Annotated in this window: 10 protein-coding genes; 8 read left to right on the forward strand and 2 right to left on the reverse strand. The window is 42.7% G+C overall.

Annotated features, from left to right (window positions below; translation table 11 throughout):
* Both A3G19_RS09155 and A3G19_RS09160 read right to left on the reverse strand, forming a co-directional pair.
* Positions 1-1,321 (reverse strand): hypothetical protein (locus A3G19_RS09155; RefSeq protein ID WP_294872230.1); only part of this gene is annotated, 1,321 nt, incomplete at its 3' end.
* 21 nt (positions 1,322-1,342) lie between these two features.
* Positions 1,343-2,101: a class I SAM-dependent methyltransferase gene (locus tag A3G19_RS09160; protein ID WP_291750936.1), complete on the reverse strand. Its 759-nt coding sequence runs from the start codon at positions 2,099-2,101 to the stop codon at positions 1,343-1,345.
* Positions 2,102-2,201: 100 nt separating this feature from the next.
* Here A3G19_RS09160 and A3G19_RS09165 point away from each other — a divergent pair, with 100 nt between their 5' ends.
* From A3G19_RS09165 to A3G19_RS09200, 8 genes are all read left to right on the forward strand, one after another.
* Positions 2,202-3,713 carry a response regulator gene (locus A3G19_RS09165; RefSeq protein WP_294872234.1) on the forward strand — a complete coding sequence of 504 codons (1,512 nt, stop codon included), beginning with the start codon at positions 2,202-2,204 and terminating at the stop codon, positions 3,711-3,713.
* Positions 3,710-4,474: an MBL fold metallo-hydrolase gene (locus A3G19_RS09170; protein WP_015653238.1), complete on the forward strand. Its 765-nt coding sequence runs from the start codon at positions 3,710-3,712 to the stop codon at positions 4,472-4,474. The genes A3G19_RS09165 and A3G19_RS09170 overlap by 4 nt, the downstream gene beginning before the upstream one ends.
* A 122-nt stretch (positions 4,475-4,596) precedes the next feature.
* Entirely contained in the window at positions 4,597-4,851 is a 255-nt protein-coding gene (locus A3G19_RS09175; protein WP_015653239.1) for a hypothetical protein, read from the forward strand.
* A 47-nt stretch (positions 4,852-4,898) separates the two neighbouring features.
* Complete coding sequence (locus A3G19_RS09180; protein ID WP_015653240.1) at positions 4,899-6,380, forward strand: AarF/UbiB family protein; 1,482 nt, start codon at positions 4,899-4,901, stop codon at positions 6,378-6,380.
* Between the two features lie 116 nt (positions 6,381-6,496).
* Complete coding sequence (locus tag A3G19_RS09185; RefSeq protein WP_015653241.1) at positions 6,497-6,793, forward strand: DUF2018 family protein; 297 nt, start codon at positions 6,497-6,499, stop codon at positions 6,791-6,793.
* A 131-nt stretch (positions 6,794-6,924) separates the two neighbouring features.
* The gene (locus A3G19_RS09190) at positions 6,925-10,485 is read left to right on the forward strand and encodes an EAL domain-containing protein (protein ID WP_294872238.1); all 3,561 of its coding nucleotides are present in this window, start codon (positions 6,925-6,927) and stop codon (positions 10,483-10,485) included.
* Complete coding sequence (locus tag A3G19_RS09195; RefSeq protein ID WP_294872242.1) at positions 10,482-12,293, forward strand: diguanylate cyclase; 1,812 nt, start codon at positions 10,482-10,484, stop codon at positions 12,291-12,293. Before A3G19_RS09190 ends, A3G19_RS09195 begins: the two co-directional genes overlap by 4 nt.
* A 47-nt stretch (positions 12,294-12,340) precedes the next feature.
* Positions 12,341-13,363 (forward strand): HD domain-containing phosphohydrolase, encoded by a 1,023-nt coding sequence (locus A3G19_RS09200; RefSeq protein ID WP_015653244.1) that lies wholly within the window; start codon positions 12,341-12,343, stop codon positions 13,361-13,363.
* The last annotated feature ends 84 nt before the right edge of the window (positions 13,364-13,447 follow it).

The following is a 13,447-nucleotide window of genomic DNA, read 5'->3' on the forward strand; positions in this document are numbered from 1 at the left end:
TATTCTCTTGGATGAGGGTTTTGAGCTCGCTCTTTTGGGTGTGAGCTTGGATTTCGAGTTGGTTCCCTTCGTACAATGCCATCAAGAGGTTGAGCTCACCGTACTCTTTTAGCTGGAGATTAATTTCACAATAGAACTTTTTGTCGGCGGTTTTTTTAAACGCCATAGAACCCGATTCGAGTTGATCCCATGAAAAGGGGATGTAAATAGAGTTAGAAGCACCCAGATAGGAGGTGAGCTGATGATAATCGATTTGGGTGAGGAGCTTGTCCGTTAGCTCCAACAGTTTCGGTGCATTGGGATCACTTGAACGGGAGAGCTCATTGTGCAGTGAGAGGAGATTCGATTTTAGATCATTGCTCATCGATTCACGTAAAAAGGTTTCGGTGACCAGCTCTTTAGGATTCGCAAACTCTCCTAGTTTCGTCATCAGGGTGGAGAGCTCTTTCGTGACATCTCCCTCTTTAATCGCGTTTTTGAGTTGCTGGGTAAAAGCTTTTAACTCATCGGTTGGGGAATCGGGCAAATTTTTGAGGAGTTTTTCGATGGAGTCGAGCAGATCATTGGTTTGTGTTGCGTTACTGGACAATAAAGAGCCATAGAGCTGCGAGAGGGTACTTCTGATCTCTTGGGCGACGCTGAGCTGGTCGAGTTTTTGGGCGAGTTCTGAGACCTCTTTGGAGTAAAGAGGATCGCTTTTGGAGAGGAGGGTGTGGAGATTTTCAGAGAGTTTTTTTAAGCTTTCGGTGAGGGTGACGGCGCTTTGCAGATTTTGTGAGGATGCGGTGAGAATGGGGTTTTCTAACAGTTTGGTGATTTGTGTCTGAAGTGCTTTTGCCTCGTTTTGGGGAGCCTGAGCGAGAACATTTTTAAGCTGTTCGAGGGTTTGGGTGAGATCAGGGAGCTTTTGTAACGCAGCGGCAAATTTGGATTCCATAAAAACCCCGCTGTTAGCCACTTGATTTTTCAGCGTTTGGGTATCTATGAGAGCGATATTTTTGAGAAATTTCTCCAACACGGCGGTTTTAGGGGAGAGATCGGGAGAGGTTTTGAGATCTTTGAGGAGCGATTCGAGGTTCTCGCTCAGGCTCCCCATCGTTTTAAAAGCGGTCGAGTTTTTTAAAATATCGAGTAAAACAGTATCGGATTTGGAGGCAGTGATTTTATCCTGAAACACCGAAGTAAGGAGGCCTTTGAGGTCTTTTCCCTCTTTGAGGGTTTCGAGTTGTTCAGGGGTAGCGTTTTGTATTGCTTCACCGAGGGCTTTGTTCATGTTGGGGAGGATGATGTTAAGCCGTGCTTCGGTATTTAGATTTATCATGAGTTTAATAATAACACAAAATCATTTTTTCGTTGCCGTGATAAAGATGAGGTTATCGATGATGTCGATGCTCTCACGGGTATAATTTTCTTCTATTTCACGAATCCCCTCTTCAATCTCTTCGTCGCTAAAGACTCCGAGATCTGACATAAAACGGTGCCGAAGCATCTCGTACCAGCGCTCTTTTGAGAGGGTGAAGGTATGGCTTCGTAAAGTGGTTTCAACCTCAAATCCGCACTCTCTCAACTGGGATTCGAAAAGTTCGTGCGGAGGCTGGTTTCGGGCAAAGGCTTCTTTAGCCGCTTTGAAAAATGGAAAAGCGACATGTTGCGGGCGGGTAATGATCAGGAGTTTTCCTCTATGAGGCAACATCGTATGCACGGTTTTCCAAAAAGCTTCTCTCTCAGGGATATGGTGGATAACCTCTTTGAGAAGTATTTTGGTAAATGGCGTTTTTGTGGCTAGAAAAGTATGAGCATCACCGCAGATTGCTGTGATATTGGTTAGTTTTGAAGCCTCCTCGCACATCGCAGATGCGGGTTCGATGCAGTACGCTTTTTTCAGACAGCTTTCCTGTTCGAGTCGGCTGGTAAATGTTCCTGTTCCCCCTCCGATATCGACGAGAATATCCTCCCCTGACAAGGTAAGCTCATCGATAATATGTTGAATCACAAAATCTTTGTAATCGTCGGAAAAATACCATAGACGGTTAAAACTATCTGCGATAGAATCGAAATGGTTGGAAGTACTCACAAAAAGTTCCTCAAAATATAAATTCATCTTTGGAAGTATGACGTAAAAAGAGAACACAAATCTTTTGTTTTGAGCAAATTTAAGAGATGTTTGGCTATTCTCTTTCAGATGACTAAGGATAGGAAACATGGTTGATCCCAATGCGCTGAAACAGTTACGGATTGCTTTGCAGCCTTATACTCTATTGTACGTAGAAGATAATGTTGGGCTAAATAACCAAGCAACCATTCTATTCCAAAAAATTTTTGAGACGGTGTACAGCGCGTATGATGGAGAAGAGGGATTAGCCCTGTTTAAAGAACACCATCCTGCCATCGTAATCACCGATATTATCATGCCGAAAATGGATGGCTTAGAGATGGCGGAAGCGATTTTGCATATCGATCCCGATGTAAAGCTAATCGTTACCACAGCCCATGATGATCATGATCTGCTTCATCGTGCGATTCGTGTCGGTGTGTTTGAATATCTTGCCAAACCGATGCATATTGAAAATTTGGTTGAAACGCTCACCCGATGTGCCATTATCCTAAAAGAAGAACTTCACCGTAAAATTTTTAACGCCAATTTGCACTCTATTTTTAACTACCAAAACAGCCTGACTCTTTTACTGCAAGATCAAAAAGTGGTGATGGCAAACCAACCTACTTTGGATTTTTTTGATGTACAGAGTGTTGAGAAATTACGAGACAAGTTTGTCTCCTTTGGAGAGATGCTGTTATCTCATAACACTTTTTTGTATAACCATGACGAGTGCGACTGGTTTAGTGAAATCTCTAAAAATCCAGGGAAACTGTTTAACGTCAAAATAGAGGGAAACGATGATGTTCATCACCATTTCATCCTTAGATTTCAAAGTATTCCCGATAAAGCAGGATATGGGGTGTTATCGCTGAATGATGTGAGTGAACTTGGGCTTCTCAAACTCTATGATGCTTCCGCAGTAGAACAAGAACGTTTGGCCAAAGATGAAAAAATCGTTCGAGGCTTACTCGATATGGCGATGCGAAGCGGAGCAAAAATACGGGCACACAATCTGTATAAAGGTCTCAGTATCACCAATGATGCGTTAATAACCGGGGTCGCTAATGCAGAAGTTATCCTTCAAACTCCGTATGTACAGCTTAAGGCGATGCAATACGAAGAGGTGTTTTATCTTACGTCTGAGCTGTTTCCGACGGCAATTTTTTGTGAGGGAATCAAACGGTTTGATTTTGAGGCACAGCGTGTCCATTTTAGCCATTATAAAATGGTGAAAACTTCTCCGACGCGCAGGGCCGCAATTCGGGTGATTCCCGATGATAATTTGACGATTACCTTTTTGTACGAGGGGAGAAAATTTGAAACCGACGTAGATATTTTAGACATTTCAATCAATGCCGTACGGTTGTCTTTTCCTTCGCTTCCCGCAGGTTTGGCCCTGAAACAGTTCGTTGTGCTGGACATTGTTATAAAATCGGTACAACGTCCGGTTATTATTAACACAGAAGCCGAAGTGTATCGGATACAGGAGAATCAACGTCATTATGAGGTGGTTTGCAGCTATGAACTTCATGCTCAAGCTCAAAAAAATCTGATCGATTACATCGCAAAACGACAGATGGTGTTAATTCGCGAATTTAAAGGACTGCAATTATGAATAATGAAACTCTGCTGTATCAAGATGAAAAGCATAAATGTGTGATGTTCAGTCTCGAAGATGAGGAACATCAAGAATACTCCCTCTCGGTAAATCAGTTTTTGATTATTCAAAATGACAGTGCGGTGTTGATCGATCCGGGAAGCGGAGGGATCTTTGGGGAGTTATACGATGCTGTATCCCGTCATATTGACCCGCAAAAGATTAAATTTATCTTTTTCTCTCACCAAGACCCTGACGTTGCCGGGGCAATTGCCGAATGGAGTGTTGCCACGTCGGCTAAACTGGTGATGTCACAACTGTGGACCCGTTTTATGGGGCATTACGGTTTGATGGATATGGGGCGGCTTGTGGCTCTTGAAGATCATGGTGCACGTATTAAATTCGAGCACGATTTTTTACAATTCATTCCGGCTCATTTCCTCCACTCTCCGGGAAATTTTTCGCTCTATGACAGCCGCTCAAAAATCCTTTTTTCCGGTGATATCGGAGCAGCGGTTCTCTCTCCTCAAAATCTCAATAAAAACGTTGATAATTTTGAAGAACACCGTGTGTTTTTGGAGAGTTTTCACTCTCGTTACATGGCATCAAACCGTTTTTGTCGAGCATGGGTTCAATGTGTACGAAAATACGAGGTTGAGATGATCGCTCCTCAACACGGCTCTTTGTTTAAAGGGATAATGGCACAACACTTTTTAGAGTGGTTTGAAAATGTCGAAGGTGGCTTGGAACAGTGCGAGAAGCTTTACGGGTGCAACTGATATAGACTATCACCCGCTCATTCACGTTAAGTTGAAGATTTTCAAATAAAGTGACAAAAAAAAGATACTGATATTAATGATTTAAGCCTATACTACAATTATCTAAACAGTGGAGAATTACCATGTTAAAAGAATTACTGTATACGGGAATGGGTGGAGCGCTTCTTTTAAAAGAGCGCGTTGAAGAGGAGCTAAAAAAACTCGAAGAGAAAGGGAAACTGAACACCAGCGATACCAAAAGCTTTTTAGAGAGCCTGAAAACCAAAGGGGAAGACGAAGAGAAACGTCTCAAAGAGGAGCTTAAAACTGCGATCAAAGAGGTGATTGAAGAGCTTGGAATTGCGACGAAAAAGGATATCGAATCGCTGCGATCGTAAGTTCTCTCTATTCGCCACGACGGCTTTGGAGTGTTTTTCGGCTTCTATTGTCCTTTTATCTGCTGATTAAAAAGAGGGAGAGTTTTTTAGGCTTTTCGCCTCTCTCACCCGATAAACTTGCTTTCACGATCACACGTTTGGGGGCGAGTTTTATCAAGCTGGCACAGGTGTTGGCAACGCGAAACGATTTTTTTGATGAATCATATCTAAATGCCCTCAAAACCCTTCATGATGATCTCCCCCCGATGCATCAAGCGGCTTATGAGCGGGTAATGGCAAAGGCTTTTCCCTCTTCGCCGTTTATCCGTTTTGATCCCCAGCCGATTGCTTCGGCATCGATCGGACAGGTGCATGCGGCATGGATCGATGAGAGTACGAAAGTAGCAGTGAAACTGCGACGAGAGGGGATCGAAAAACAGGTGCGTGCCGATATACGGATACTCATTCTCTTTAACGGACTGTTTAGACCCCTCTTTTCTCATACCACCGCGCACTCGATCGAATCGGTTATTGCCGAATTTGCTTCGATGATCGTCCAAGAGTGCAGTCTTAACCATGAACGAAGCAATCTGGAAAAATTTTCAGCGATGTATAAAGGCTCAGGGATTATTTTTCCTAGTTGTTATCCCTCTCTTAGCTGTGATGACGCACTGGTAATGAGTTTCGAGGAGGGGTGGCGGTTTGATGATCGTGACGCTATCCTTTCACACGGATTGGATATCAAATCACTCATCAATCAACTGGTCCGTTTTTATACCGATCAAATGTTGGTAAAAGGGTATTTTCATGCCGATCCTCATCCCGGAAATCTTTTGGTCAATTCGCAGGGAAAATTGGTACTTCTTGATTTTGGAATGGTAAAACGGGTTCCTAATGAGACCCGTATCGCCATCATCGAGTTGATCAAAGCAGCGAATGAGCGTGATTTTGATGCGTATGTGAGTGCGGCCAAACGGCTGGGAACGGTAGCATACGATGCACCTGCCGCAGAACTGGCTGAATTTACGGAACGGATGTTTGATATTTTCGGTAATGATGCATTAGATAGCGGCAGTATGCAAAAGCTGGCATTCGAAGTGTTGGAACAGACCCGTAATCTCCCTTTTAAACTTCCGCAAGAGGCGATTTACATTCTCCGGGTGAGTGCGATTATCGAGGGGCTTGGAACCACCTACATTGAAAATTTTAACGGGATTAAAGACATTCTCCCGATCTTGCAGAATAATATCCCAAGAGCGCTAGGGATGAAAGAGTCGATCATCGAGACATTAATCGATGAGATAAAGCGTATTCCTACTGATATCGCGGCGTTTCGACATGTCATCGAACGTGCCAGCAAAGGGGAACTCAACGTACATCTCTCAGCACTGCAGTATGGAATGATGAAAAAAGAGCTGCGTGAAGCGACAGCTCCACTCTATGGCGCACTGATTCTCGCATTGGGAGCGTTCGGTGCATGGATGGGAGGAGTAGAAGAACTCGCCTACGCACTTTTAGGCGGAGCAATTCTGAAGCTGTGGTTTAGATAAAGAAGATTGAGGAGATAGGTTCTTTTTCTCTTAATCCTCACAAATAACCCTAAAAAGGGTACGAATATTTCAAGAATTTCATTACAATGGCATGATTAAATACAAAGGAACTCTCAATGGCATCGTATGACGCACTTTTTGAAGATGAAGACGATATTTTCGGAGGGACTCCCGAATCGAAATATTGGGATATTGTAAAACAGGTCAGCACCGATATCGCACGTTATGAGTTTGATACGATGATCGCTAAAATGGCGGCCATGGAACAGATGCTGATGGAAAAATACGATGAAGAATCACTTGATAAAGTGATTGATCGGCATATTTGCTCGAATGAGAGTGCCATCGAAAACCGAAAAAAAAGTCTTTACATGGAATACGCAGGACGTCTTATCTATAAACTTTCAGATTGAACCTCTAAAGAGGTTCCCAACATCTATTCTTTGCCCTCTTTTGCTTCTGCATACATAAGTAACCCCAAAGGATCAAAGCGGTATTCTTATAACGAATTAAAACAATAACATTTTTAGACAAAGCAGAAAAATTGAAAGAATACAATACGTTTCTATGGCAATTGCATGACCGTAAGTGGATTCAACCCAAGCCTTTGACGCGACGTTTAATGATCCCCCTGACACTGCTCATCTTTGTGTGTACATTTGGAGCAGGTCTATTACTTTACCAACTGCATTTCCACTATCTGCATGACACATTTCATAATAATATTGCTGAACTCAATCACGACATGGAAGTATTGCTGAATGAACAATCTTCAGCACTCTCTCTCGCCATCAAACCGATCGCAAACGATCCCGTAGTCCTAAAAGCGTTGCGTGAAGGAGACAGTAATACCCTTTTGATACGCTGGCAAGATGTTTTTGAAAAAATGAAAGAGGAAAACAGCCTTACCCATTTTTATTTTTTGGATAAAAATCGTGTTTGTTTGCTGAGAGTTCATAACCCCGGGAAAAAAGGGGATGTGATTAACCGTTTTACCGCATTGGAAGCGGAGTGGACACATAAAAGTTCATCGGGGCTTGAGATAGGTCCTATGGGGACATTAACCCTTAGAGTGGTTCAACCTGTGATCGTGGATAATGAACTGATCGGATACATTGAACTGGGCAAAGAGATCGAAGATGTACTTCAACAACTCCATTTCCAATCTTACAATCATGTCGCAGTCGTTTTACATAAAAAGGGGTTAAAGCATTCCGATTGGGAACAAGGGATGCGATTACTCTCCCGGGAAGGGAATTGGAATCTTCTCAAAAATGATGTTCTTATCTACTCATCACTCGAGAAGCTCTCTCCTCCTTTGGTAGAGATGATGAATCAACAATTAGAGATGCGACAGGTACTCAAAGAGGAGGATGAAGAGGTTTATGCGCAGGGGAATACCTATCGCGTCTCGATGGTAAATCTCAAAGATGTATCCGGTAAAGAGGTGGGCAATCTCTTTATCATGAGGAATATCACCAATGAAAATGTCGAGTTTTTCGATGAGACGATGATTGGTGCGATGCTGGGATTGGTAGTGATTGGATTGGTCACCACGTTTGTCTATTTGCTGCTTCGCCGAACCGATAAGGGGATAAAAAATCAACAGCACTATTTGTATGAGAGTCAGCAGCGTTTGGAACAGCTGGCGCGACACAGCCGAAGTATTGCTTGGGAAGTGGATATTGAGGGTATGTATACCTTTGTGAGTGATGTCGCATATGAAGTTTTAGGTTACACGCGTGAAGAAGTGATAGGAAAGTATTTTTATGATTTTCATCCCATCAGCGGACGAGAAGCATTTATGAAAGCTGCTTTTGAGGTTTTTGAACGCAAAGAGCCCTTTAGCAATGTTAAAAATAGAGCGGTGACTAAAGATGGAATCAATATTTGGTTCATGACGAACGGTATCCCGATCATTTCGCCTGATGGGCGATTAGTCGGATATCGTGGAAATCATACCGATATTACGGCGTGGCAAAAAGCCGAAGATGCGATTATCGAATCGCGTAATCTTCTGAATACGATTATTGATACGATTCCGATTCGTGTTTTTTGGAAAAGCAAAACATTGCGCTATTTGGGGTGTAATACCCTTTTTGCCCACGATGCAGGATTGAAATTACCGCAGGAACTTATCGGAAAAGACGATTATCAAATGCGATGGGCTCCGCAAGCTGATCTTTACCGTGAGGATGATCATGCCGTAATGGAGTCGGGGGAATCGAAACTTTTTTACGAAGAAGAACAAACGACACAAGATGGAGAGAGTATTTGGCTGAGTACTTCAAAAGTACCGCTTAAAAACAGTTCGGGAGAAATTATCGGAATCTTAGGGACGTATGAAGATATTACGGCGCAAAAAGAGATGCAGCTCAAACTCCTTTTAACTGCGAAAATGCTTAATGAAGCACAGCATTTTGCACGTATGGGGAGTTGGTCTCTTGATTTGAGAGAAAATACCCTTGTGTGGTCGGATGAAGTTTATCGGATATTTGAAGTCGATAGTGAACGTTTTGGGGCAACGTATGAAACCTTCTTGAGCCGAATCCATCCCGAAGATCAAGAGTTGGTCAACAGTGCCTATCTTAATTCCCTCAAAAACAAGCAGCCATATGAGGTGGTACATCGTCTTTTGATGGAAGACGGGCGGATAAAATGGGTTCATGAAGTTGGAATGAATGATTTTGATGAAGAGGGGACCCCATTACGTTCTATGGGGACGGTTCAGGATATCAGTGAACGTAAAACGGCGGAGGAGGCGATTAACAGGTTGGCATTTTTTGATTCTTTGACGGCACTGCCTAACCGTACATTGCTAATTGACCGAATCAATCAGGCGCGTGTATTGAGTGATCGAAATAAACAATTTTACGCTCTTTTATTTATCGATTTGGATAACTTTAAAACACTGAACGATACGTTGGGGCATGCAACGGGGGACAATCTGCTGCGCCAATCGGCCCAGCGGCTTATGAGCTGTGTCCGTGATGAAGACAGCGTTGCACGGTTGGGAGGTGATGAGTTTGTTGTTCTCCTCTCAGGCTTGGGAAGGGAAGAACAACATGCCGCAGCATCGTGTGAGATGATCGGTAAAAAAATCTTGACAGTTTTGAATGTACCGTATGAACTGGAGGGGACAACGTATCAATCGACTGCCAGTATCGGAGCTACCCTCTTTAACGGAGATGAAGTGAGCGATGATGAACTGATGAAGCAGGCCGATTTGGCAATGTATAAATCCAAAGAGGGAGGGCGAAATGCTCTGAGCTTTTTTGATCCAAAAATGGAAAGTTCTCTCAAAGAGCGTGCATTGCTCGAAGAGGAGATCCGCAGAGGAATCGAAGAGGAGCAGTTTCTTCTCTATTATCAGCCGCAGGTACGGCAAGACGGGAGAGCTTACGGAGTCGAAGTATTGGTTCGCTGGAACCATCCGCAGCGAGGGATCGTATCACCGGCGGAATTTATTCCGATTGCAGAAGAGACGGGGCTTATTTTACCGCTGGGAGAGTGGATTTTAAAAACAGCTTGTTCTCAAATTACGCGTTGGGCAGCTCAGGAGATCTTCAAATCTTTAAGTGTAGCGGTGAATGTGAGCGCACGCCAGTTTAATCAGAATGATTTCGTGGAACAGGTTCTGAAAATTTTGGAAGAGAGCGGTGCTGCCCCGGATCGTTTGAAACTCGAACTCACCGAAAGTCTGCTGATTCAGAATGTCGAAGAGACAATCATGAAAATGGAGCACCTAAAAGCAAAAGGGGTCCGTTTCTCACTCGATGATTTCGGGACAGGGTATTCCTCGCTCTCCTATCTTAAACGGCTTCCGCTCGATCAGCTCAAAATCGACCAAAGTTTTGTACGGGATGTTTTAACAGATCCTAATGATGCTATTCTCTGCAAATCAACCATAGCCTTAGCCGATAGTATGGGGTTATCGGTTATTGCTGAGGGGGTTGAAACACAAGAACAGCTCGATATGCTTCTTTCATTTGGGTGTTACGCGTATCAAGGGTATTGGTTTAGTCGGCCATTGACATTGGAAGCATTTGAAGAGTATCAGCGCAATACTATTTTAGACTATTTGCAAGAGGAGATCAAAAGATGAAAAATATAAAATATAAAATCATTCTCATCTTGAGTTTCCTGATCGTTATCGTTTCATCGATCATTACGATTTATAACCTCTATCATGAGAAGCAAGAAGATCAGCGGCGGCTTAGTGAAGCGTACAATCAAGTCCATCGTACCTATCATGAAACGCTTCACGATACCATCCGTTTTTATTCTTCCAGAGCCGAAGCCAACCTCCGTTCTCCGGGCATCATAAAAGCATTTAAAGCAAGAGATCATGATAAACTTTACGAGCTTGTTCGTCCCCGTTGGGAAGTGATGCAGCGCGAAAATCCTTGGTTGGTTGTCATGCAGTTTCATAATGCGGACGGGACATCCCTTCTCAGACTTCATCAACCGAACGTGTATGGGGATAAAATTGCTGCACAGCGTTCGATGGTAGCGTATGCACACAAAAGTGCTCAAAGTGTTTCAGGGTTTGAAGAGGGACGTCAGGGGCTGGCGTTTCGTATTCTTGTTCCGGCATTTGATAAAGGAGTCTATGTCGGTTCCGTTGAGTTTGGTATTTCAGCCCCTTATTTCACCGATAAAATTCGCCGGTTTGCGGGGTATGAATCTTTTTTCTTTGTGAATGAAAATGCTTTGGGGATGTTTGGACGGATCACTCAATTGATCGCTATCGGCGATTATATCGGAGTAGACATCCCCACTGGATTTCGTCCTCTGATACAAAAATATGCTCAGGAGCGTTCAAAACTCGAAAATGCTATTATTCATCATGCTAACCAAAGCTATGAAGTGAATGTGTTAACGGTTGGAGATTACCGTGAGGAGCCGGTCGGAGCGATTATGTTTATCCGTCCGGTCAGTGATTTCAGTGCACATGTCCGACACATGATTGTTGCATCTTCCCTTATAGTGATAATCCTGATACTGATGAGCGTGGTCATTGTGGATCGGATTTATACGATTGTGACGCAAAAAATGAGTTTTCAGGAACGGTATGCTCAGATGATTCTCGACTCCGTTCCTTCTCCTGTGATCGTCACCAACGGAGAATATCTTATTGCCGCTAATGATTCATTTTTGGGATATTTGCAGTATCCAAATATCGAAGCATTCAAAAAAGAGCATAATTGTGTCTGTGAATTGTTCGAAGAGGGAGATACGAATGAATATCTGATGCCGATGCATGATGACCAGCGTTGGACCGAATATATGATTGATCATCCTCTCAAAGTTCATAAAGCAAAAATAACATTCAATGGACTTACCACGATTTTTGAAGTCCGTATTTCGGTTCTGAAAGTGAATGAAGAGACCCGTTATGTTGTGATTTTCAACGATATTTCGACGATGCAGATGCAAACCATGACGGATGCGTTGACGGGAGTTCCTAATCGGCTCCATTTCAGCATGGTGTATCAGCATACCATCAATATGGCACGAAGAGGAGAAAAACCTCTGAGTATTATCTTTTTTGACATTGACCATTTTAAAAATGTGAATGATCGTTATGGTCATCTCATTGGAGATGCTGTGTTAAAACAGATCGCGGCACTGGTACGACAGCGTATACGTAAAAGTGATATTATAGCCCGTTGGGGAGGGGAAGAATTTGTTCTTCTGTTACCGGATTCTGAACTCGGTGAAGCCATTAAAATTGCACAGATGCTTAGAAAGGTGATTGATGAAGAAGATTTTGAGAGTGTCGGACAGATCACCTGTTCGTTTGGAGTTGCCGCACTCGAGGGGAATGAAGATGCTGAACATTTGTTGAATCGTGCCGATGAGTTGTTATACGAAGCGAAAGCAAATGGACGCAATAGAGTTGTGTCATAATGATGAAAACGTTATAGACCGCATCATAAAAAAAAGGATATGAAAGTTTGCATAAAGTTGTTAAAAGAGTTATTAACCACAGATATACTGCGATAAAACCGACGTTTTTAGTAGAAGAGAGTGTTATTGATTTTGACTGCTTCATCAAACGATTTGATGATTACGTCATCATCATTGAAAGCGGAACTTTTATTACGGTTGAATTGGCCCATCGAGTTAAACAAAATGAGACAATCTATATTTTGACACTCGATAGTGAGAAAGTACAAATCTATAAAAAAATGCATGGAACACAAGATTATCATCTTCCTTTAAAGAATCTGCAACAGGTCGCGCTGAGTGTGATGGATCTCAAGGAAAAAATTGAATCGCTGAGGAATGATGAAGAAAAATTAGAGACACTTTATACAACGACGACACTGTTATTGGAATCCATCTTTGAGGAAATGAGTGAAACACTACCGCTCGAAGCCCTAAATCTTTGCATAGAATCGATGCTTCAATGCATAAATTCGATTGATACGGATCTTATGCCGAAGGTGTTACGATTAATTCCACATGAATACAGTACGCATCATCACAGTACAAATGTTGCAATATTTTCAATTATTCTAGCTAAATCAATCGGTTTGTCTCAACAAGATTTACTGGATTTAGCGTTTGTAGGATTGCTGCACGATATCGGAAACATACGGATAAATAAGAGCATACTGAATAAATCTTCGACCTTGGATGATGAAGAGTATATCCTTATTCAAGCGCATTCAGAATATGGGGTGGAGATTCTGCAAAAAAACGGTATCGTAAACCAAAAAATTCTGGATGGCGTTCGCTATCATCATGAAAAACTCGACGGGAAAGGGTATCCAGGCAAATTGCGTGGTAAGCGTATTCCTAAATTTGCACGTATTATCGGTATGTGTGATGTCTTCGATGCATTGACCACACGGCGCACTTATCGTATGAGCTACACCAGTTACGAAGCGCTGATGCTCATGAGGCAAGAGATGGAAGATCAGTTTGATGTCTATTACAGTGATACCTTTATACGGCTTCTAGCCTCGTCGTAACTTTTTTTCCCGTCTGTTAATCGTACATAGGAATTTTGAGAGGAGAGTGTGGTAAAATACCACTATTATTTGCGCCTACGGTTG

Source organism: Sulfuricurvum sp. RIFCSPLOWO2_12_FULL_43_24, assembly GCF_001829605.1.
Taxonomy (GTDB): Bacteria; Campylobacterota; Campylobacteria; order Campylobacterales; family Sulfurimonadaceae; genus Sulfuricurvum.